This window comes from Armatimonadota bacterium, assembly GCA_023511795.1.
Classification (GTDB): Bacteria; Armatimonadota; UBA5829; order DTJY01; family DTJY01; genus JAIMAU01.
The window spans coordinates 255149-277089 of the sequence record JAIMAU010000001.1; the positions used below are offsets into that span (position 1 = coordinate 255149).

At 48.3% G+C, this 21941-nt stretch carries 16 protein-coding genes; 2 read left to right on the forward strand and 14 right to left on the reverse strand.

Features of this window, described 5'->3' with window-relative positions:
- Positions 1-105 precede the first annotated feature (105 nt).
- The 11 genes from gltA to nifS all read right to left on the reverse strand — a co-directional run bounded on the left by gltA (position 106) and on the right by nifS (position 13661).
- Positions 106-1515: an NADPH-dependent glutamate synthase gene (gene gltA, locus K6T99_01110; GenBank protein ID MCL6518406.1), complete on the reverse strand. Its 1410-nt coding sequence runs from the start codon at positions 1513-1515 to the stop codon at positions 106-108.
- On the reverse strand, positions 1516-2409 hold the full coding sequence (locus K6T99_01115; protein ID MCL6518407.1) for a sulfide/dihydroorotate dehydrogenase-like FAD/NAD-binding protein: 894 nt from the start codon (positions 2407-2409) through the stop codon (positions 1516-1518). It lies immediately after the preceding gene.
- A 259-nt stretch (positions 2410-2668) separates the two neighbouring features.
- Positions 2669-4030 (reverse strand): B12-binding domain-containing radical SAM protein, encoded by a 1362-nt coding sequence (locus K6T99_01120; GenBank protein ID MCL6518408.1) that lies wholly within the window; start codon positions 4028-4030, stop codon positions 2669-2671.
- The gene (locus tag K6T99_01125; protein MCL6518409.1) at positions 4027-5391 is read right to left on the reverse strand and encodes a radical SAM protein; all 1365 of its coding nucleotides are present in this window, start codon (positions 5389-5391) and stop codon (positions 4027-4029) included. The genes K6T99_01120 and K6T99_01125 overlap by 4 nt, the downstream gene beginning before the upstream one ends.
- Positions 5392-6662: 1271 nt before the next feature.
- Positions 6663-7622, reverse strand: coding sequence for an alpha/beta hydrolase (locus K6T99_01130; protein MCL6518410.1), 960 nt, complete (start codon positions 7620-7622; stop codon positions 6663-6665).
- A gap of 1 nt (position 7623) precedes the next feature.
- The gene (locus K6T99_01135) at positions 7624-8601 is read right to left on the reverse strand and encodes an alpha/beta hydrolase (protein ID MCL6518411.1); all 978 of its coding nucleotides are present in this window, start codon (positions 8599-8601) and stop codon (positions 7624-7626) included.
- Positions 8602-8736: 135 nt separating this feature from the next.
- On the reverse strand, positions 8737-9633 hold the full coding sequence (locus tag K6T99_01140) for an SDR family oxidoreductase (protein ID MCL6518412.1): 897 nt from the start codon (positions 9631-9633) through the stop codon (positions 8737-8739).
- A gap of 69 nt (positions 9634-9702) precedes the next feature.
- Positions 9703-10809: a sn-glycerol-3-phosphate ABC transporter ATP-binding protein UgpC gene (ugpC, locus tag K6T99_01145; protein ID MCL6518413.1), complete on the reverse strand. Its 1107-nt coding sequence runs from the start codon at positions 10807-10809 to the stop codon at positions 9703-9705.
- Positions 10810-10944: 135 nt separating this feature from the next.
- A complete protein-coding gene (gene trxA, locus K6T99_01150; protein MCL6518414.1) occupies positions 10945-11268 on the reverse strand; it encodes a thioredoxin in 324 nt (107 codons plus the stop codon).
- 345 nt (positions 11269-11613) lie between these two features.
- Positions 11614-12399, reverse strand: coding sequence for a hypothetical protein (locus K6T99_01155; protein MCL6518415.1), 786 nt, complete (start codon positions 12397-12399; stop codon positions 11614-11616).
- A 107-nt stretch (positions 12400-12506) separates the two neighbouring features.
- Positions 12507-13661, reverse strand: a complete 1155-nt coding sequence (gene nifS / locus K6T99_01160) for a cysteine desulfurase NifS (GenBank protein MCL6518416.1) — start codon at positions 13659-13661, stop codon at positions 12507-12509.
- Positions 13662-13803: 142 nt separating this feature from the next.
- On the opposite strand from nifS, the gene K6T99_01165 reads away from it, so the two are divergent.
- Positions 13804-14814: a D-cysteine desulfhydrase family protein gene (locus K6T99_01165; GenBank protein ID MCL6518417.1), complete on the forward strand. Its 1011-nt coding sequence runs from the start codon at positions 13804-13806 to the stop codon at positions 14812-14814.
- A 48-nt stretch (positions 14815-14862) separates the two neighbouring features.
- Entirely contained in the window at positions 14863-15954 is a 1092-nt protein-coding gene (locus tag K6T99_01170) for a Nif3-like dinuclear metal center hexameric protein (GenBank protein ID MCL6518418.1), read from the forward strand.
- A 4-nt stretch (positions 15955-15958) separates the two neighbouring features.
- Here the strand turns inward: K6T99_01170 and K6T99_01175 are convergent, their stop codons facing one another.
- The 3 genes from K6T99_01175 to pcrA all read right to left on the reverse strand — a co-directional run bounded on the left by K6T99_01175 (position 15959) and on the right by pcrA (position 21893).
- The gene (locus tag K6T99_01175) at positions 15959-18298 is read right to left on the reverse strand and encodes a hypothetical protein (protein MCL6518419.1); all 2340 of its coding nucleotides are present in this window, start codon (positions 18296-18298) and stop codon (positions 15959-15961) included.
- A gap of 346 nt (positions 18299-18644) precedes the next feature.
- Positions 18645-19682, reverse strand: a complete 1038-nt coding sequence (locus tag K6T99_01180) for a Gfo/Idh/MocA family oxidoreductase (protein MCL6518420.1) — start codon at positions 19680-19682, stop codon at positions 18645-18647.
- A gap of 51 nt (positions 19683-19733) precedes the next feature.
- Positions 19734-21893, reverse strand: coding sequence for a DNA helicase PcrA (gene pcrA / locus K6T99_01185; GenBank protein ID MCL6518421.1), 2160 nt, complete (start codon positions 21891-21893; stop codon positions 19734-19736).
- Positions 21894-21941: the final 48 nt, after the last annotated feature.

Here is a 21941-nt window from a genome sequence, read left to right on the forward strand (position 1 = left end):
GGTAACGGCCGTTGGGGTGTTTGAGTTGCGATTCGCTAGGCCTTAAACGCAGATAGACTTGTGAACGCTAAGGGCGAAGGAGTCCCATACGCCAGCAGTTGAATTCTATTCCAGCCCGTATTTCTCCCGTATGTATTTGTCTATGCCCCTTGCCGCAATCTTGCCCGCGCCCATTGCCGAGATGACAGTTGCCTCGCCGGTAACCGCATCGCCCCCTGCGAAAACGCCTGGAATTGAGGTCATCCCAGTCTCAGGGTCAATAATTATGCCTCCCCAACTCTCCGTCTCTAACCCTTCCGTCGTCTGGCGAATCAGTGGGTTTGGGTTCTGCCCAAGAGCAACAATCACCATGTCGCATTCAATCTCGAACTCCGACCCTTCGACGGCGATGGGACGCCGTCTGCATGATTCGTCCGGCTCGCCAAGCTCCATGCGAAGGCATTCCATCGCCCTCACGGCGCCGTTGTCGTCGCTTATAAAGCGCTTTGGGTTTGTTAAAAGCTGGAAAACAACGCCCTCCTGCTCGGCATTTTCGACCTCTTCCGCACGAGCAGGCATCTCAGCGCGGCTTCTTCGATAGACAATCATTACTTTCTCGGCGCCAACCCGCAGAGCTGTTCTAGCACAGTCCATTGCTGTGTTTCCCGCACCCACAACGCAAACCTTCTTCGGTTTCTTAAGTGGAGTGGCGTAGTCATCTCTATGCGCCCTCATTAGATTGATTCTAGTGAGCCATTCATTGCCGGAGTAGATGCCAGAAAGATTCTCCCCAGGTATACCCAAAAGTTTCGGAGCGCCTGCACCTGTCCCGATGAATACTGCATCATAGCCCTGCTCTAATAGAGCATTCAGCCGAAACGTGCGGCCGATGATTACGTTTGTTAGGAAGGTGACGCCAAGCGATTTAACGTAGTCTATCTCGCGGTCCAACACTGCGCGGGGGAGTCTAAACTCCGGGATGCCATATCTTAGGACTCCGCCCAGCTTGTGAAGCGCCTCGAATATCGTGACAGAATAGCCCATCTTTGCAAGGTCGCCGGCAACCGTGAGTCCCGCAGGGCCGCTCCCTATTACAGCAACGTGGTACTTCGATAGTTCGGGGTTCGATGGCTTTGGGACGTCGAAAGGATTAGCACAAGCCGCTTCATAATCGGCGGCAAATCGTTCCAACCGACCAATTGCGACGGGCTCATATTTCCTAGCAAGAACGCAGACCTTCTCGCATTGTTCCTCCTGCGGGCAAACTCTTCCGCATATCGCAGGAAGAGAGTTCGTCTTTTTTATCTCGCGCGCCGCTCCAATGTAATCTTTGTTCTTGATTAGCTCAATGAACTTCGGGATGTCAATATTCACGGGGCAACCGGCGACGCAAGGTTTCTTGGGGCAATTCAAACATCGCGCAGCTTCCGCCAAAGCTAGCTCCTCAGTGTAACCAAGAGCGACCTCGTCGAAGTTTTTAATCCTAACCGCGGGATCTTGTTGCGGCATCGGGTTTCGGGGTTTTGTCTCTGCCATTTACTTCCTAGCTCCATCAACAAGTGCGTTAGCGTTGGCTTTGTTTTCTTCGTCAAAGTAGTATGCTTTTCGCGCCCTGAGTTCATCCCAGTCCACTTGATGGGCATCGAAATCAGGGCCGTCTACACATGTGAACATCGTCTTTCCGCCGACTGTTACCCGACAGCCGCCGCACATCCCCGTGCCGTCAATCATAATCGGGTCGAGGCTTACGATTGTCTTAACGCCGTAAGGTTGCGTCGTCATTGCAACAGCTTTCATCATCGGAAGTGGGCCAGCGGCGAATACCATGTCAACTTTTTGAGATTCAAGGAGTTCGCTGAGCGCATCCGTTACTAATCCCTTGCGCCCATATGAGCCGTCATCGGTGGTGATGATGAGCTCGTCGGCGATTTTTCGCATCTCGTCCTCAAGCAAAATTAGCGATTTCTCGCGTGCGCCAACGACGACGATTAGTTTATTATTCGCCTTCTTTAGTGATTTAGCAATTGGGTACGCAATGGCAGTCCCAACGCCCCCTCCAACAACAACGGCGGTGCCGAAGTTGTCAATCTCCGTCGGCTTTCCAAGCGGTCCGGCAATGCTTGCAATGTCTTCACCTTCTTCAAGCTGTCCGAGCTCCTTTGTGCTGAAGCCGACCTCTTGGAAGATAATCGTAATTGTGCCCTTGTCAACGTCCCAATCGCATATTGTGAGAGGCACGCGCTCACTCTTTTCGCCAACCCAAACCATAACAAACTGCCCAGCTCTTGCCGCACGTGCGATTAGCGGGGCTCTTATCTCCATGCGGGTTAATGTGGGCGAGAGCTTCTCCTTCTGAACTATCGTGTTCCTAAGTTCATCTGGCGTCAAACCAGCAAGCTTGCATGCCGCCGGATATTCTTTCTCGTTCATGAACTCCTCCTGCGCTGAAAACCGCGTCAGCAGAAAATTCTACAACTCACTTGCATTTTTTGCAATCCCCCTCGCATGGAAAGACGCAGATAGATTCGTTTTGGCGTGGAATAATTCGAGGTTAGAGAGGCGGGCAAACTATATGGCGGTTTGTTGTTCTGAATTCAAATACTAGCAAAATTGGCGCAGTTTGCGGCGGCTTTTGTACGGCTTTCGGCGAACTTCGATTAGCCGAGGTTCATACAATTTCGGGCAGAATCTAAGCCTTTAGTATTTGCGAATCCTTATGTGGGGCGCTGCTCGGCGGCATTAAGTCGGCTTGCTGTCCCTGTTCGATGCCTAGTTTTTTCAGCCAGTTTATAATCCTACGCCGATATGCCGTGTTTAGTGCAATTGCAGCAAACCGCAGTTTTAGTGCAGGACCAAGTCTGCGGAGTATGGAGCTGGTAGAATATACTTGGCGGTAGGCATTTCGCAGTCCCTCGAGTAGCGCTTCTGGTTTCAGACGCGCCGGCTTGTATACGACGTGGGCACCATCGTAATGACTCCAGTTCTTATCTATTATCCTGCCTTCCGATTCAAATTCGCGAAAAATCCGCGTCCCTGGGAACGGAGTCAAAATTGAAAATTGCGCCGCATCAATCTTTGCGCGGTTTACAAATTCAACGGTTCTTTCGAATACACTTTGATCGTCTTCGTCAAATCCGAAAATAAAGGCGGCAAGAACGGCAATTCCCACATCATGAAGCCGAGCAACTACTTCCTTATAGTTTGTCTTGGTGTTGATAGTTTTTCCTATGTTTTTCAAAGTGTCGTCGGAAAGCGTCTCCATCCCAATGAAAAGTCCCATACATCCACTTTCGGCGGCTAATGACATTAGCTCCGGGTGCTTAAGCATACTAAGCGAAGCCTGTCCAAACCATTGCTTTTTCAACGGTTTTAGGGCTTCGAATAATTTCTTTGCATAGGCAGGATGTCCCATTATGTTGTCGTCCACAATTAGAATAAGGTTTCCCGGAAGCGATTGGATTTCTTCCACAACGCCTTGCACAGGCCTCATACGATATGTGCGGCCAAAGAAAGAGGTTACTGAGCAGAATGAACAGTTGAAGGGACATCCGCGAGTAGTTTGCACTGTGTATGCAAAAAGGTAGTATTTTGCATCAACTAGGTCGCGCCTGGGTGAAGGGATGCATTCCGGGTTTGGACGGTCGTCGCTTGCATAGAATTTGCGCAGTTCGCCCCGGCGAAAGTCTTCGATTACTGCCTCCCATTTTCCCTCTGCTTCACCAATTACTACGGCGTCTGCATGATTCGCTGCTTCCTCGGGCAGTGCTGTGGCGTGGACTCCCCCAATGACTACGCACTTTCCGCGTTCTCGAAAGCGGTCGGCTATTTCGTATGCTCTATTTGCCGCCGCTGTTGTGGCTGTTATGCCAACTAAATCGGCGTCTGTATCAAAATCTACGGGCTCTACCGATTCGTCAATGAGTTCGACCTCAACGTCTTCGGGGGTCAGCGATGCCACTGTCATAAGCGATAACGGAGGAAAAAGAGGTTTCGGATCTTCTTCGTAGGATTTCTCTTCCTCCATTCGGGGCGCTATTAATGTTGCTTTCATTTTTGTTCATCTCCTTTCGCCCAATCATAGCCTTGTTCCCAAGGTATGCTGGCGATTGCCTGGTATGCCTTTGCGTAGTTGTCAAGCTCAGGAGCAAGGGTGGTGAGAAGTGCTTCGCCGCCATCAGTTGCAAACGCGTTGTACTTGCATACAACTTCTCTCAAGATGTGTGGATTGTCTATTATCATGCAGGGCGTAAGGTGGTTCTCGTTGAAAGGCTGTTTCTTCCGAATTGCACGGAAGAACTCCGAGTCTAGGGCTTCTTTCAAAGACTTACTGCGTATGTTGTCAACCGCAAAGTGTGAGAACACGCAGGGTTCCACGTCGCCCCTGTGGTTAATGTGGGCGTAGAGCCTGCCTCCAGCCATGCAGCCCCTGGTGAGAGGCCCGTCGTTCCAAAAGTCGCCGACGAATATCGGCCGTGTGCGTCTTATCTCCAGCGTGCGAGCGCGAAGGCGGTCGCGTTGCTCCGGGGTCGGCATAAGGTCAATCGATGGGTTCTTTCCTATGGGAATGTATGTGAAGAACCAGCCGAAGTAAGCCCCCTGTTCGATGTAGTAGTCGATGAATCTTTCGTCGGTCAAGATGTCTACATTGCGGCTGGTCGCTGTTGCAGAGAATCCGTAAATGCATCCATTGGCTTTGAGGGCTTCCATTGCCGCGATTATCTTCTTGTGAGCGCCTTTCCCCCGCCGCTCATCTGTTTCCTGCTCGAATCCTTCGACGCTTATGGCGGGAACGACGTTGCCAAGCTCGCCCAGCACTTTTGCGGTCTCTTCGTCTATTAGTGTGCCATTTGTGTAGATTTGGAACGCAACGTCATTGTGCTTTTTGTATATCTCTAGTAGGTCTTTGCGGATAAATGGCTCCCCGCCAGATATAGTGATGAAGTGGATGCCCATTTCTTTTGCTTCGGTTACTATTCTGTCTACCTCTTCCGTGGTCAGTTCTTCTTTTTGGTCATACGCTCCAGCGTAGCATCCCCAGCATCTAAGATTGCATCTCATCGTTGGACTGATGACAAGAAGGAAGGGCGGATAGTAGCCATGGAGGGCTTCGAATTGCTTCCGCTTTTCTGCGCCTTCCCAGGCTCCTCGAACAAAAAGGTTCATTATTACACCCTCGCGGACCTTGGGACTGATGTCGCGCAAGACCCTGCGAGCAAGTTCAATGGACGGATGACCTTGCTCGAAGAGGTCCCTAATCCATGCAATCTGCTTCTTGTGTTCGGGATGCCGTGCAACAATTTCTGCTGCACGTGTTATCTTGATAATGCTGTCGTCGGAGAACTTGCTCAAAAGTGCGAGCATTTGCTTTAAGGCGAATGAACGACTCTTTGTCGCAAGAGCTGGTCTGTTCATGCTTTATTGCCCCCTTTTGTCCCTTGGTTGTAGGTTAAGCAACTAATTTCTAGTTCCATGGATAGCCTAGGATATCCTTTTCTAAGCGCTAACTGCCGCGTCCAAAGAACCTCCTCCCGATATTTGCAGATTCCGGGCTGGGTTTGGCTTTGGTTGTTTGTCTGACGCATGTCTTCTTACTTTGTTTGTTATTTACCCCAAACATGCATTATTTATGAGTAGAAAAACCTAATTCCCATAATTTGTCAAGCACCATTGGTGAAAGCCAGCGGTTGATTCAGCAAAAACAGTCATAAGGAGTATACCCAATAAATCTGTGCTGACAACCATATAGCGCCGCCCAAGTATTTATGCCGACTTCGCTATTTGGCTGTTGCTCCTCGCTGCGCAGCGAATTGGGATTTGCACGAAGGACTGGACGCTGTGCATGTCGAGATATTGGAAAGGTGCCGCCGACTGCAGTTTTGGGCTTGCGGCTTTCACCTATTCTTGTTCGCCGTTCGAATAGTGACGAAAACTGCAAACAAAGCAATTGTAAATGCGGTTGGCGCGTTCAAAAAAGTTCATTAAGCGCTAAACAGCGTGCGCTTCGCCTTTGTCTAATTAGGAAGAGTTTGAGATTTTGTTGGATTAGGTGCTCTTTTTCTACCCACTTTCTTGCTTTTTTTACTCTTTTATTGCATGCTTGTTGCCATTTTTGCAGAGGTTTATCAGCCGATTGCAAACTTTGATGTGAGGTGGTACAAAAGTTTTGTACGTTTGTACAAAACTTTTGTACAGTCGTACAACACTTTTGTACTTCGATACAACACTTTTGTACCGCGGTACAACATTTTTGTACCGCGGTCTAAAAATGTTGCACAGTTGTACAACATTTTTGCACAACGGCGCAAAGTCGTTGTTTCAGCGGCTAACTTAATCGAAAATGCGCTGATTTAAGATGGTGTGCTTGTAGTTTTTGTGCTAGATGAGTCTAATTTATTTGGGCATTTGCCTTTTCTTTTTTGCAAAAGATATGGTTTGGTTTGGCTAATTGATTTTGGTTTGGTTGGGCGGAAGGCGTGTTTGGGAGGGCATTGCGAAGAATCCCCCCGCTTGGCGGTATTGGTTGGAGGGCTTAGCTTGGTTTTGCCTGCCTTTGAGCAGGGGGATTCGCTTTGGCTTATTTTGGTTGTGAGCGGCTTCCGCCTAGTTGTTTGGTTTTCTGTGAACCTGCGACGGTGCTTGCCGCCCGATGCTGGACCCTGCGTTTGCCTTCGGGGATTGCTCTTTTACTTTGATGGCTTTTTCTTCAGCAAATGTTTGTCGAAGAATGCGTCTATCTTTTCGTCAACATCGGGTCGCGAGGGCCACCCGTGTTTTCCACCTTTCACTATGTAAATGTGAGAGTCGACTCCCGCTTTTCTCAGCACGTCGTGGAGCAATTGGCTTTGGCTGTGCGGAGTTAGGGGGTCGTTGTCTCCGTGGAAGATGTAGAACGGCGGGTCGTCTTTTGATGCGTATGTCGTTGGGCTGGCTTTCCGACAGAGTTCTGGGTTCTCCCAGAAGGGTCCACCGAGGAGCCCCGAGGCTGAATCTTTCCCGTCGTGAATCATAAAGCGCTCGGTTGCTTTGCCTTGCTTCACCAACTCTTCTATCGCTAGGAAGTCCGTCATTCCATAGAAGTCTACAACGGCTTGAACGCGGCTGGAATATTCTTGCCAGCCTCCGTTGCCTTCGAATTCCTCTATTCCGCCGGTTGTACCAAGCATGGACACGAGGTAACCGCCTGCGGAAGCGCCCCAAACGCCTATCCTTTCGGGGTCTAGGTTGTACTTTTTTGAATGTGCGCGGAGGAACCGAATTGCACACTTGCAGTCGTGGATTTGCGCTGGGAATATCTTTTCGGTACTGAATCTGTAGTCGATTGTAACGCCCAAGTATCCGCGTCTAACGAAGCGGATGAGGCGCGGATAGCCGGATGTCTTGCTTCCACCGCGGAACCCTCCGCCGTGTATCCAGACTATTACGGGCATAGGGTCTTTTGACGGCTTCTTTAGGCGGAGAATGTCCAATCTGTGCTTCTCGTTTCCGTCGAGGCTGTAGGGGATGTCTTTTATTAGCTCGATGTCGTCGGGTATTTGGAACTCGGACTTTGTTGGCGCGGTTTGCTTTTCGGTTGCAGGAACGACCGCGGCAATTGCTATTGAGATTAAGGCGAAGATTAGGGCGAACGAGGTTGTTGTGTACATTTTACTTCTTCCTTTCCTTTAGGTGCTTGTCGAAGAAATCCATAACCAATTTATCGGGTTCAGGGCTTTTGAAGCCGTGCCCTGCACCTTTCACGATGTGGAGCGTGCATTCAATTCCGTTTTTCTTGAGAGCTTCGTAGAATGCCTTGCTTTGGCTGAGGGGGACGAGGTCGTCATTTTCGCCATGCGCGATAAAGAACGGCGGATCTTTTTTATCGATGTAGGTAGTGGGGCTGGCTTTCTTCGCAACGTCAATTTTCTTGGAGAAAGGTCCGCCAAGGAGTTTGGAGATTGCTCCATTTGCGCGCTTTCGCTCTAGCTCTTCGATGTTAAATCCTTTTTTCTTCGCCTCTTCTGCCCAATATAGGAAGTCAGTGGGACCGAAGTAATCGGCGACAGCTTGGACTTTGCTAGAGAACTTTTCCCATCCGCCGTTCCCTTCAAGTTCTTTCACGCCGCCTGATGTACCTAAGAGGGCGACGAGGTGGCCGCCGGCGGAGGAGCCCCAAGCGCCGATGTGATTGGAATCAACGTTGTAATCTTTGGCGTGGGCGCGGAGCCACCGAACAGCACATTTGCAGTCCTCGATTTGAGCGGGGAACGGGGCCTTATCGGTGAGGCGGTAATTAATTGTAACGCAGAAGTACCCGTTTTGGGCGAGTGGGATGATTTTTCGAATGCCTGCCTCTTTGCTTCCACTTTGCCATCCCCCGCCGTGAACAAAGATAACGGCTGGCATTGGTTTGATGGACGGGCGTTTTGGGCGGACAATGTCGAGTGTGAGAGGTTCGTCCCCGCCTTTACCATATTCCACGTTGCGTATGATTTCGATGTCGGCTGGGATGGCTAGTCTAGGGGCAAGCGCCTGAAGGCACAAAGCTGGGTTATTGGAGTTCAGACAAGCGGCACAGGCGAGCAAGAAAACGAGAATGGCGAGCGTCCACCTTACATATGGGCTGTAGCTTGTTCGATTAGTCATTTTGGCATCGCGCTCCCTTGTTGGTGCTGTTTGCTTTTTGTGTTGTTTGGGCCTATGGAATGTTCAGTTGGGCTGAACAGCTTGGTTGCGGTTGCTTATGTTTAGCGTATGATAACCCCAAGAGTAGGGAATTGTCTAGTCATTTGTCATCCTGCGTTTCAATTCGTTGATGCTTTCTTCGAATCCGAGTAGGGGGGTGCGAAGCTGTTTGACAGTATTTGAAACGTCGAGCACAAGTATTTTGGAGCGGTTGGCAATTCCTGGAGAGGAGTCCATATACATTGGTTCGATTAGCGATTTAGGGAGATTGAAGACCTCTGCAATTTTCAGTGCCCACTCGAGGCGTGAGACGACGTTGGGGCACTCGACGTGGAAGATGCCGGTGAGTCGGCGTTCGACAATCTCGAGGCAAGCGTCGGCAAGATTCCATGCAGGGATTGGGCACCGATATTGGTCTGCGTAAGCTTTGATTCTATTGCCTGCCTTAAGAGCGTCGATTATTTTGTCGGAGAAGGATTCTTGGAAGGGGAACTTACGCGGGCCGAAGATAATTGATGTGCGAACGATAGCCCAGCCGGCGTTTGAGGTAGCAACGGCCGCTTCCGCCGCGGCTTTGGTTAGACCGTAGTAGTTGGGTGGGGAAAGCGTGTCGTTTTCCTTATAAGGGTTTTTCTCGCCGTTGAAGACGGTGTCGGTGGATATGTGAACGAGGTGGGCGCCAATTTTCTCTGCGGCGCGGACAATGTTAAAAGTTCCGATGACGTTGGATTCGAAAGCCGTGAGTTTATTTTGCTCGCAGAAGTCGGGTTTTGCTTGTGCGGCGGTGTGGATAATTGCGTTGGGCGAGGCGCTGGCGATTACCTCTAGCACTCGTTCGGCGTCCGAGAGCTCTAGTTGAACCGTTCGGCAGCCTGGCAGTTCGATGGCGTTTCGTCTATACGAGGCCGTGACGTCCCAACCTTTTTCCGCCGCTTGAACGGCCGCATAGCTCCCGAGCATGCCGCTTCCGCCTGTGATGAAAAGCTTTTTCATAGGCTGTCAAAAAGGGCCTCGGCATCCCACCAAGGCCCTGTTTAATCCTCTAATCTTTTTGCAAAGGTTTTAATAAATTGCCGCCTCGGTTTCGGGATCGAAGAGATGGCTTTTTTCCATGTCAAAGACGATTTCCATTTCGCTTGCTTCTTTTGCCTTTGTGTCGGCGTCAATTGTAGCGACTAGGTTGTGGTTTCCAGTCGTGAGGTACATTGTGCAAACGGGGCCCATGGGCTCTATAACATCTACCAGGGCTTTGATAGTATTTTCCTCGGTGGGTTTCACTAGGGGGCTGAGGGCTTTATCGAAGATGTCTTCTGGGCGAATGCCGAAGATAACCTTCCTACCGACGTATGATTCGAATTTACCATTTTTCGATTCGGGAATTACCACTTTGAAGCTTCCGGCATCAACGACGTATCTGTCGCTAGCTTTCAGGAGCGTTGCTTCGATGAAGTTCATAGCCGGCGTACCGATGAAGCCAGCGACGAACATGTTTGCGGGGTTGTTGTATAAGCCGAGAGGTGTGTCTACTTGCTGAACAACCCCGTCGCGCATGACGGCAATTCGGTCACCCATTGTCATTGCTTCGACTTGGTCGTGGGTTACATAGATAGTAGTTATTCCGAGCCGTCGGTGCAATTTGATGAGCTCGGCGCGGGTTTGGACGCGGAGCTTTGCATCAAGGTTGGATAGGGGTTCGTCCATGAGGAAGACTTTTGGTTCGCGGACAATAGCACGGCCAAGTGCCACTCTCTGCCTTTGACCGCCGGAAAGCTGCTTTGGCTTGCGGTCGAGCAGGTCGGTAAGGCCGAGCATTTGTGCGACTTCGGCGACGCGCTTCTTGATTTCTTGCTTGGGGACTTTGCGAAGTTTCAGCCCAAATGCCATATTGTCGTAGACGCTCATATGTGGATAGAGCGCATAGTTTTGGAAGACCATGGCAATATCTCGGTCTTTGGGCGAAACGTCGTTTACGAGGCGGTCTCCGATGTATATCTCGCCCTCGGTGACTTCTTCGAGTCCCGCAATCATTCTAAGCGCTGTCGTCTTTCCACAACCGGAAGGGCCAACGAGGACAAGGAATTCCTTATCCTTTATTTCAAGATTCATATTTTTGACCGCGACGACAGTCTTAAAAGTCTTGGTTAGGTTCTTTAGTATGACGCCGGCCATATTATGGCGTACCTCCTCATGCTGTTTCAGGAAAATTTGCGATAATCAATTATAGTTAAGGCCCTCACTTCTTGTCAACGGATGCAGGTTAATAAGGGAATTGGAAATTGGGATAGCGGAAACCATGACTGTGAGTTAAATGTGCGGCTGTATTTTTTCAACAATCTGATTTTTTGGCACTGCGCCCACAATTGTTTCAATGACATTCCCGCTTTTGAAGAGCATTAAGGTAGGGATGCTCATTATTCTGAATTGCGCGGCGACCAATGGGGACTGGTCTACATTAACCTTGGCAACCTTGAGCTTTTCCTCGTAATTTTGTGCTACTTCTTCTACGATGGGTGCAATCATTCGACAAGGTCCACACCATGGTGCCCAAAAGTCAACAAGGACTGGGGTGGTGGATTGCAGAACTTCCTGCTCGAAGTCTTCATCGGTAACCTCTTTTACGTTGCTCATTTTCTTTGTTATTTCTCCTTGCAGAATTGGTTGATGGAGGGGTGGCTAGGCTCACAGCTTGCGCTATTCTATTGCAACTGTGTGAGGTTGTCAAGAAATAAGATAGGTTTGTTTGCGAAAAATTTTGTCTTGGGTCAAAAAAGAAGAAAAAGCACATGCATCTTTTTGGCTTGGGAAAGAAGCTTTTGAGGTTGGCGGAGTGGCGAGTATGCTTTTGGTAAAAACATTTGCGGTTATTTTGGCATTGTTTTGGAGGGCGGCAGAGGCGGCAAAGGGCTGCTTACCACCGGTACTGGCGCTGGTTGGATTCTTGGCGCATTTTTACTTAGAAGCAAAGGGAAGAAGCTATGGCTTTAGAGTTGCTCTTATTTGAACTTTGATTATCACCAAAGCGGGATCGGTAATTGACAGTCCGGAATCTGTTGCATAATCAAGCAGTTTGGCTTCTATCTCCATTCCAGTGATGGATTTCCTCCAGGTTTGTCCCTTCTTAGCATTTCTTGCAGTAATGCGGAAAATTGGTTCAATAGGTTTTGCTCTATCTCGAGCCACAAGATGTATTTCAGCGTCCGACCCTGCTTCGCCTGAGATGGTCATCGTCATAAAGCTAATGCCCTGCGTTCCCTCATTGGTCTCACGCTCTTTGAAATTGAGGCTGAACATTCGCGGAATGCGATAGGTTATAACAACTGGTGAGCCGTCAGTTGGCAGGTCGGGCCTGGGCCCTTCGATAAATCTAGGGTCTTCACTGTCAATATAGATCGCCCCAGGCGCTGGCTTTGGTGTGGGTTCTTGATGTGTCTTGGTTGGCTTTGGTTGAGGCTTTTCCTGAGATTTGGCTTTCAACGGCGTGCTTGGTTTTACTTGGGACTTTGCTTGAGGCTTTTGTTTTGGATTGGCATCGGCTTTGGCCTGTTTGGATTTAGGCGAGGTGGGAGCCTTGGGTGTTTCCTTTTGTGTTGATGAAGTGGGCTTTGCAACCTCTTTGGGCTGTTCTTTGGCTTGAGCCATGCCGATGTTTTCTGGAGTTGTTTTTGTTGATTCTTGGCGGCCACAGCCCGATGTGAATAATGTCAGAAGCGAAAAAAGAGCTATTATGGACAAAATTGCAGCAATTCTTACCGAACGCACTATAAGTACCTCCTTACCATCGGCGAGAACCTGACTTTGGTATAGCACTTGGGGGGAGGTTTTGTCAAGGTACTCCTTTTAAGAATCATCCAGTGTTTGCCTATTTCCTACATTGGTGATATGGTTCTAAGTCTGTTAATAATATCAGGCAAAGCATTGATAACTGTATCCACGTCTTCCTCTGTATTCTCGCGGCCGAGGCTAAGCCTGAGAGAGGCATGGGCGAGCTCATGGGGCAAGCCGAGGGCGAGAAGTACATGGGAGGCTTCGAGCGTTCCGGAGGTGCAAGCGGAACCGCTTGACGAACAGATGCCCAACATATCGAGAGAGATAATCATCGATTCGCCTTCGACTCCCTTGATGCTGACGTTTACAATATTGGGCAGGCGTTTTGTAGGATGCCCATTCAGTCGACTGTCGGGGATTCTTGTGAGAATTCCCTGGGTGAGCTTATCTCTTAGCCGAGTTAGGTATTCTGCTTCCTCCGCCATGGTTTCCTTTGCGAGCTCCGCGGCTTTCCCAAGGCCAACGATGCCAGGCACATTGTGGGTGCCTGCACGCTTGCCGTTTTCTTGGCCACCGCCGTGCATGAAGTTTTCAATCCTAACGCCTTTCCGGATATAGAGCGCTCCCACTCCTTTGGGTCCGTAAAACTTATGCGCCGATAGCGAAAGCATATCTACTTTCAATTCGTTAACATTGATTGGAACCTTGCCAACAGATTGTGTGGCGTCTGTGTGGAAAAGAACACCTTTCTCGCGAGCAATTTCTCCAATTTCGGCTATCGGTTCGATTACACCAATTTCATTATTTGAGTGCATTATTGAAATTAAAATTGTTCGTTCTGTAATTGCGTTCCTTACATCTTCGGGGTCTACTAAGCCATCCGAATCTACCGGCAGGAAAGTTATATCAAAACCTTGCTTTTTGAGAAATTCGCAAGGTTCAATGACGGCATGATGTTCGATTGCACTGGTAATAATGTGGTTTCCTTTAGATTTAAGTGCAAAAGCAGTGCCTTTTATTGCCCAGTTATCCGATTCAGTTGCGCCGCTGGTGAAGTATATCTCCTTTGTGTTTGCGCCAATTAGTGAAGCGACTTGCGCGCGAGCATCTTCGACTGCTTGCCGAGGTTTGCCTGCAAATGAATAAAGTGTCGAAGGATTTGCATATTCCTCGGTTAAGTAGGGTATCATCGCATTAAGTACTTCTGGGTGCATCGGAGTTGTTGCAGCATTGTCCATATATATAAGTTTTTTCATGGATTCCTCCTTGAGCGAAGGGAAGAATTAGGGATTGATTTCCACCAATTGTCCCCACATTGAAACTATATTCCCCAATTCGCCAGTTCTCCCTTCCTTTTGCATTGACTATACTTTTTTCAAAGGGTACAATTGCAATGCTATGATACTAGACGACGTGCCACGAATCAAGCTTGCACATCTTCCGACGGCGCTTGAAGATGCGCCTCGTTTGGCAGGGGAAATTGGCATTAGCCGGCTACTTGTCAAGCGTGATGATGCCACAGGGTTTGCGCTGGGAGGAAACAAAGCTCGGAAGCTGGAGTACTTAATGGCTGAAGCCAAAAAGCTTGGCGCTGATGTTGTCCTAACATGTGGGGGACGGCAATCGAACCACGCCCGAATGACTGCGGCGGCTGCTCGAAAACTTGGAATGGATGCAATTCTTTTTCTGAACGACCCAAAGCCTGACGAATTTCAGGGCAACCTTCTTCTTGACACCATCTTCGGTGCCGAAATTCGTTTCCTTCCAGGCGTAGGCGGTGTTCAACTTGAAGACGTTATGGCTGGAGAGGTGGAACGATTGAAATCTCAGGGCAAGAAGCCATACGTAATCCCTGTTGGCGGGTCTACTCCTGTTGGGGCGTTAGGTTATGTGAAAGCCGTTCAGGAACTTGCGTCTCAGTTGGATGATTTGGGTATTGTGAACCCCGACATAGTTTTAGCAGTTGGGTCGTGCGGAACAATTTCAGGGGTAGTTGCCGGATGCCACCTTTTCCTGCCAGAAGCTCGCGTAATAGGAATTTCGGTAAGTCGTTCAGCCGCTCATATCCGAGAACAAATGAGGAAGATTACTGCTGGTATTTGGGATCTTCTGGGGGCAGATGCTGAGCTAACATTTGATGCATTTGAGATCTACGATGGGTATATTGGGGAAGCATATGGCGTTCCAACAGAAAGTGGCAAGCATGCGATACTGTTGGCTGCGAGGACGGAGGGTTTGATACTCGACCCTGTTTACACCGGGAAAGCGATGGCTGGTTTGATTGGTCTTGCGAGGGAAGGCAAGATTGGTAGCGAACGCCCAGTTCTCTTTTGGCATACTGGCGGTGCAGGGGGCCTTTTTGCGTATAAAGATATATTCTACGATGAGGCAGTTACCCTTAGTCAGTGAATAAGCAGGTTTTCGCTTGGCAGTAGGAGTTCCTTGCGGAGGCTAAATATGCTATTGCGCGATATTATACCAATACTTGAAGATATTGCTCCACCCGAGCGGATGTTGCCAGATGACCGAATTGGATTAATGATTGGAGACCCAGGCCAGGATGTTCGGTCGATAGTCGTGACAGTTGATGTTACCCTTCCGTTATTGAAATCTAGGTCAGCTGATTTGATTATCGCACACCACCCGCTAATATACAGTCCATTACGTTCAATTCGGCTAGATCAATACCCCCAGAAAATAGTCTATGCGTTAGTGAATGCAGGCGTGAGTCTCTATGTTATGCATACGAACTACGATTGTGCAGATGGCGGCATCAATGATGTTCTGGCAGACCGGCTGGGAATTGTAGAACCCCAGATTCTCAAGGTTACTGGCGGCGAGAAGCTTTTCAAGCTTGCGGTATTTGTGCCAAATGAAGCTGTGGATGACGTTCTTAATGCTGTTTGCGAAGCCGGTGCGGGATGGATTGGAAATTATTCTCATTGCACTTTTCGCTCTCCAGGTACTGGAACTTTTAAACCGCTGGAGGGTGCAACACCGTATATTGGCCGTGTAGGTGAATTGGAGCAGACAGCGGAGTTTAAACTTGAGACAATTGTTCCTGAAAAGCACTTGCATGATGTCTTGCGTGCTATGTTGGCGGTTCATCCTTACGAAGAAGTCGCGTATGATGTTTACCCCCTTTGGAACAAAGGCAAGGAGTGGGGGTTGGGCAGGTATGGAAAATTGCGGGAGCCAACCACCTTTGGGGAATTTTGCTGTCTAGTTCGAGATGTGCTTAATAACGAGGTACTTCGCGTGTCTGGTGATTCCGCTGCGCCGGTCGAGACTGTAGCAGTCGTTGGAGGAGGCGGCAGCGGAGAGGTTGAAGGGGCGTATTCAAAAGGGGTGGATGTATTCGTAACTGGCGATTTAAGGCATGACCGGTTTGTGGAGGCCCGAACGCTTGGGTTGATGGTTATTGACGCTGGGCATTTTGAAACTGAACGGCCAGGAATGATTGTCCTTGCTCCTAGACTCCATGATATACTTTCGCCGCATGGGGTGACTGTAGAATATGTGGACGAGTTGATACTTGGCGCTGATTGAAACTTTAATAGAAGGTTATTGTGCCTGATTCAGGCACACGAATTACTCGAATAATCTGCGAACCTGAAATTTCTGCACCACTAATGCCAACTACAATTGCAAACTTTCCAATTTCTAACCCAGCAGGAGGCGGCGCAAGTACTTTCACGCCGATGTTGCCATATTGGTCGGTGAGGTGTGCCCCGTCGTCAATGTAAAAATGGCTGTTAGGAACTGCCGCTGTTACTTCCCCCCAGACTCTGACCTTTAGTCCAATATTATAGGGGCCATTGGCTTCAGACACGCTCGGTGTCGGCGGACCTGGGCTTATTCCTCCAAGGTTGCGATTGCAAATTCCAAGAGGACTTGGTATCTGTCCTGAGCTGCCTGATTTGTGTACTTTAACCGCTTCAATTTGCCGCTCAGCATTTGACGTAGAAAGCATTCCAGAGACAGTGACGACATCTCCTTCGGCAGGCATTGGGCCATTCCAATGTACTCTGATGCCTGAGCAACGGCTGGGTTCTTGGATGTAAAAATGATCGCTAAATTTCGCGGAGACGATTTTATTTGAGAGGCTTACCCATGAATTGTCTAGCTTGGTAAACAGGTCGCTAATATAATTTATTTCTTCTATTGTCTCTCCACCGGTCATTGTCTTTAAGATGGTTCCCATTGCTCCGACTGCCCATCCTATACGAGAATTTACAAAACAAACCGAACTAAGCGGGTTACTTGTTGGAGAGGTAAGTTTCAGCCAGCTGTCGCCTCCGTTTTGCGTTCGGGTAATCGCGCCCAAATCACCAACACCCCAGCCATAATTGTTGTCAATAAAATCAAGTGCGTAAAGGGTGTTTGTTCCTACACCTGCGGGTATAGAAGACCAACTTGCTCCGCCACTGGTGGTTCTTAGTATCTGTGTTATTAGATCATCATCGAACAAGTTGCCAGCAATCCAAGCATGCGTTGAGCTCCAGCAGTCAACAGAGGTTAGCATCGAAGTTATACCGGTTGGCAATATAATCCAGCTTTCACCACCATCAATTGTTTTAAGTACAACGCCACTGTTTCCAACAATCCAGCCATTTAGCGCATCTGCGAATCTGATGGAATTAAGAGTAGAAGTCGTTCCTGATGTTACGGATTGCCAGGTGTTGCCACCATTTGTTGTTTTTAATATTGTGCCGCTCTGGCCCACCACAAATCCCTTGTTCTCATCTAGGAAATAAACGCCTTTGAGCGTTAATGTTTTCCCTGATGATTGGGGAAACCAAGTTTCACCGCCATCTGTAGTGGCAAGTATGGTGCCGCCTCTCCCTACTGCCCAGCATTTCAACTTGCTAATGGCATGAACACCAAATAAGATTTGCCCAGTGTTTGAATTCTGCATCGACCAAGTGGTTCCACCAGTAGTTGTGTGAAGTATGACCCCAGCATCTCCTACCGCCCAACCATTTTCCATGTCAACAAACCATACCGCATTCAACTTACCTATGCTCGAACCGGCTTGTAAGTTCCATGTTAGTCCCGAATCTGTCGTTAAGAGAATTTTGCCTCCCGCGCCTACTACCCAACCGGTGCTGGAGTTTATAAAGAATAATCCGTTTAGTGAACTGTTGACGCCTGGCATGTTTCGCGGCTGCCAGTTGGCGCCACCATCGTCGGTATATAATATTTCGCCGCCTTGTCCAACTGCATAGCCTATGCTGTCGGATAAAAATTGCACAGAATTTAACATATTTGTGGTGCCAGACGTTTGGGGTACCCAAGTAGCTCCACCGTTTGATGTAGTTATAATTGTTCCATTGGCACCAACAGCCCAGCCATGTGTTGGGCTTACAAAGTATACAGAGATAAGCTCATAGTCTACGTTAGACGTTTGCTTTTCCCAATCCTGACCACCATTGGTAGTGTGGCGAATTGTTCCTTGTCCAGTTTCAGGGTCTATTGCCCCGACTGCCCATCCTTCCTGAGAGTTGATGAAATAGATGGAATTTAGAAACGGAGTGTTTGTGCTTGATAGCTGAACGGTCCAAGTTGCGCCAGAGTTGGTGGTCTTGAGTATTCCATCTCCTGCAACCCACCCAATGTTCTTGTCAATGAAGTATATAGAACTTGCTGCAATTGGGGATGACGGACTTGAATCGTTCCAACTAGAACCCGCATTTGTTGTTTTAAAAATCAAGCCTTCTTGAGAGCAAATCCAACCGCTGACATTGTCAACAAAATGCACGCTTGTCAGATTGTTAACGGTTGGTGAGGACGTAACATTCCATGTAATGCCTCCATCAGTGGTTTTTAGGATTGTGCCGACATCGCCAACGGCCCAGCCGATGGAAGCGCTTACGAAGTGTACGTCGGCCAAGTTATTCCCCTGAGGCAGTGGGTTTTGCCAAAACCATCCGGACAAAGCCGCGAATGCTGGCAAGGGGAAAACTGTCCCGATAACCCAAACTAATATGCACAGGGCTGTTCTGATATTCATCATTTCTAATCGTTTTAACGATGGATTTGCAATAAGTAATGAGATTAAGATCTTGGAGTAAAGCGATATTGTGTACACCAAAGAAGAAATATGTGATAGGATAATTCGGCTGGCGAAAACTATCCGTGGTATCTTTGAATTAAAGCGGAAAAATCACAAGGGATTTTATTACCCATCTATACGAAAAGCACCAGCTTGTTTATTATAACTTGTTATGGCTACCTAGTCAACTACTACTGCAAAAAACTGGTATTTCTACGGGGTTGTTTGTTCTTGCTGATTGTTCAATCGCTTGGATAATTTGAGTTACTATGAGGCCGTCTTCGCCTGTTACCCTAGGTTCCCGGTCATGTAGGACGCAATCGATGAAGTGGCGAATGCTTTCTGCGGCAAAACCCATCTGCGCGCCGTATATCTGAGGCATAACTAGAACATCGGGGTAGGAAGCCTCGGTTTCTGTATACTTTTCCAAAATTCGTGCATGACTTGTATCAAGGTACAGCGCGCCTTTGCTGCCAATAATTTCGCATTTGAGGTCAATGATATTTGGTGTTGTCTTTGGGAGAATCCAGGAGTTTTCGACATGTGCTGTTGCTCCTGAATCGAATTCCAGAGTAACTTGATAAAAGTCTGGGGTATTGATGCCCATTTTTGTTAGAACACGCGATCTTGAGACAGCGTATACTCGTCGAACTTCATCTTGGAGCAACCAGCGGATGGTGTCTATTGAGTGGGTGCCTATGAACCATTCCACCGTAGACTTTTCTGCCCAGGTAAGCATCGTTGTTGGTACGTAGATTGTGTCGTTAAGGCGGTAGTAAACATGCTGCGGCTCACCGATATCACCTCGGCGGATTGCTTCCCATGCTTTGTAGAATGGTGGGCTCCAGCGATTGTGAAAATCAACCATTAATTTTACATTTGAGCGTTTGGCAGCATCAATGATTGCTTGACATTCTTCGACTGTCATAGCTAGGGGTTTTTCGACGAGAATATGTTTGCCTGCTTCCGCTGCCGCAAGAGCAATTTCCGCGTGCGCGAAGTCAGGCGTGACGATGGAGACTGCGCTAATAGCTTCATCTGCAAGAAGCTCAGTGTAATCTTTATAGTGCACCGCACCATACGCTTGCGCAATTGACTCGGCACGATGCTCAATTAAATCACACACGCCGGCGAGAATTACGTGGGGCGAGGAGGCATACACCCTTGCATGTAGCTCTCCCCATTGTCCAGCACCAATGATTCCGAAACCGACTTTTTCCATTTCTTGTTCCTCCAGGGGATATCAAGAAGCAAGTAATCGAGTTGCTTAATTCTAAACTTCTACCTTTTCAAGCGGCGCAAACGAAAGCATTAGCTTTTTTATGCCAATTTCTTCGAAAGCAACCGTGATTTGTACGTCTTTATCGTCCGATTTAATATCAATCACTATTCCCAAGCCAAAAACGCTATGTCTTACATAGTCCCCAATTTTGAATGCTATCGTCGGTCCTCTTTGTTTTTCAGAGCTCACCCAAAGCTGTGAAGTTGGCATATCAGATCGTGTCATCGGCTTATGGGTAATGAACATTTCGGGCGGAATTTCCCTAATAAACCGAGATGGAACCATGCGCCTGTGCTCGCCGAAAAGAGTTCGAGTATGTGCATAACTTAAGCAAAGTTCGTCTTTAGCTCGCGTCATTCCGACATAACACAGCCTGCGTTCCTCCTCAAGCTCTTCCCTACTTTGCATAGAGCGGCTGTGAGGGAATATGCCTTCTTCCATGCCAACCATGAAAACTACAGGAAATTCTAGTCCCTTTGCTGAGTGAAGGGTCATAAGCACAACCGCATTTTCGTTTTCTTCATAGCTGTCAATATCCGACATTAGTGCCATTTCTTCGAGGAACTTGGCTAGCGTTGGATTCTCGCTTGTTTCCTCGAACTCTTTTATTACTGAGAAAAGCTCCTTGACGTTTTCTACCCTTGCTTCTGCTTCGTGAGTCCCCTGTTTTTGAAGCTCTGTTATGTAATTGGTGTTCTCCACAATCTCGATTAGTAGTTTACCCACAGAGTATTCCTCTTGTTTAGAATGGAGAAACTCGATTAGCTTGGCAAGTGCGTTCAACTCACGTCGTGCACGAGGTACTTCTATTTCTTCTAGGCGGTGCAATGCCTCGAAGAGGCTTATGCCCTCTTTTTCAGCGAAGTCTCGTATACGCTCGATGGTGATGGGCCCGACTCCGCGTGGAGGAACGTTAATAATACGCAGTAGGCTTACGGTGTCTGAGGGATTGTAAGCAAGGCGGAGGTAGGCCAGCAAATCTTTGATTTCTTTGCGCTCGTAGAATCTGAAGCCTCCAATAATCTTGTATGGCACGCGATAGTTGCGGAGAACGTCTTCAAACACACGTGACTGAGCGTTTGTTCGGTATAGCACCACAAAATCGGAATAATCCCTTTCACCTGCCAAAACCTTGTCACGCATCCGGTTAACTACTTGCGATGCCTCGTCGTGCTCGTCCGAAGCCTCAATTTTGTCGAGGGGCACTCCTTCCCCGCGTTCCGTCCAAAGCTTTTTCTCAGCGCGTGTAGAGTTTTTTGAGATAACGTGATAGGCTGCGTCGAGAATATTCCGAGTTGAGCGGTAATTTTGCTCAAGCTTCACAACTTTTGCATCTGGAAAGTGCTTTGTGAATCCTAGTATAATTCCCACATCTGCGCCACGCCATGAATAAATGCTTTGGTCGTCGTCTCCAACCACGCAAATATTCCGATGTTCTTCGGCAAGTAGTTTCACAAATTGAAATTGAGACTGATTAATGTCTTGATATTCATCTACTAGAATATGCTTGAACTTTTGTTGGTAATGTTGGCGAACGTCTGGGCATTCTCGGAGCAACAACACGGTATATAAAATTAAGTCGTCAAAGTCAAGTGCTCGATTTTCAAGAAGCTTCTTCTGATAGAGTGGGTAAACCTTTCCGATTTGATTCTCCAGAGCACCTTTGTAGACATTGACATATTCTTCTGGCATAATCATTTGTTCTTTAGCATGACTGATATGCCATTGTATTTGCCTTGCAGGGTAAACCCTTTCGTCAATGTTTAGTTGCTCCAGGCATTCGCGGATAAGCGTGAGTTGATCTTGTTCATCGAATATGACAAAGTTCCTATCCAAACCAATTCGATCGCCTCGTTCTCGAAGCACTCGGGCGCAGACGGAGTGGAAAGTGCCAACCCACATCTGCTCGAGCATTCGGCTTCCAACTAAACCTTTTATGCGCTCTTTCATTTCCCGTGCGGCTTTATTGGTAAAGGTAACTGCAAGGATATTGGAAGGCCTTACACCCTTTGCACCAATCAAATAAGCCATTCGGTAAGTAAGAGCACGAGTCTTGCCGCTTCCTGCTCCTGCAAAAATCAGGAGAGGACCTTCTGAGTGGCATACGGCTTCCCTTTGGGCGGGATTCAAGTCTTTGAGGATATGTTCCATGGGCGTCTATGACATTATAGCCCATCGTCTACCTTTCTGGGAAGGTAC

Excerpts from the sequence above, each read along its gene's own strand:
- gltA (MCL6518406.1), bottom strand. The coding sequence starts at position 1,515 with ATGGCAGAGACAAAACCCCGAAACCCGATGCCGCAACAAGATCCCGCG.
- K6T99_01115 (MCL6518407.1), bottom strand. The coding sequence starts at position 2,409 with ATGAACGAGAAAGAATATCCGGCGGCATGCAAGCTTGCTGGTTTGACG.
- K6T99_01120 (MCL6518408.1), bottom strand. The coding sequence starts at position 4,030 with ATGAAAGCAACATTAATAGCGCCCCGAATGGAGGAAGAGAAATCCTAC.
- K6T99_01125 (MCL6518409.1), bottom strand. The coding sequence starts at position 5,391 with ATGAACAGACCAGCTCTTGCGACAAAGAGTCGTTCATTCGCCTTAAAG.
- K6T99_01130 (MCL6518410.1), bottom strand. The coding sequence starts at position 7,622 with ATGTACACAACAACCTCGTTCGCCCTAATCTTCGCCTTAATCTCAATA.
- K6T99_01135 (MCL6518411.1), bottom strand. The coding sequence starts at position 8,601 with ATGACTAATCGAACAAGCTACAGCCCATATGTAAGGTGGACGCTCGCC.
- K6T99_01140 (MCL6518412.1), bottom strand. The coding sequence starts at position 9,633 with ATGAAAAAGCTTTTCATCACAGGCGGAAGCGGCATGCTCGGGAGCTAT.
- ugpC (MCL6518413.1), bottom strand. The coding sequence starts at position 10,809 with ATGGCCGGCGTCATACTAAAGAACCTAACCAAGACTTTTAAGACTGTC.
- trxA (MCL6518414.1), bottom strand. The coding sequence starts at position 11,268 with ATGAGCAACGTAAAAGAGGTTACCGATGAAGACTTCGAGCAGGAAGTT.
- nifS (MCL6518416.1), bottom strand. The coding sequence starts at position 13,661 with ATGAAAAAACTTATATATATGGACAATGCTGCAACAACTCCGATGCAC.
- K6T99_01165 (MCL6518417.1), top strand. The coding sequence starts at position 13,804 with ATGATACTAGACGACGTGCCACGAATCAAGCTTGCACATCTTCCGACG.
- K6T99_01170 (MCL6518418.1), top strand. The coding sequence starts at position 14,863 with ATGCTATTGCGCGATATTATACCAATACTTGAAGATATTGCTCCACCC.
- K6T99_01180 (MCL6518420.1), bottom strand. The coding sequence starts at position 19,682 with ATGGAAAAAGTCGGTTTCGGAATCATTGGTGCTGGACAATGGGGAGAG.
- pcrA (MCL6518421.1), bottom strand. The coding sequence starts at position 21,893 with ATGGAACATATCCTCAAAGACTTGAATCCCGCCCAAAGGGAAGCCGTA.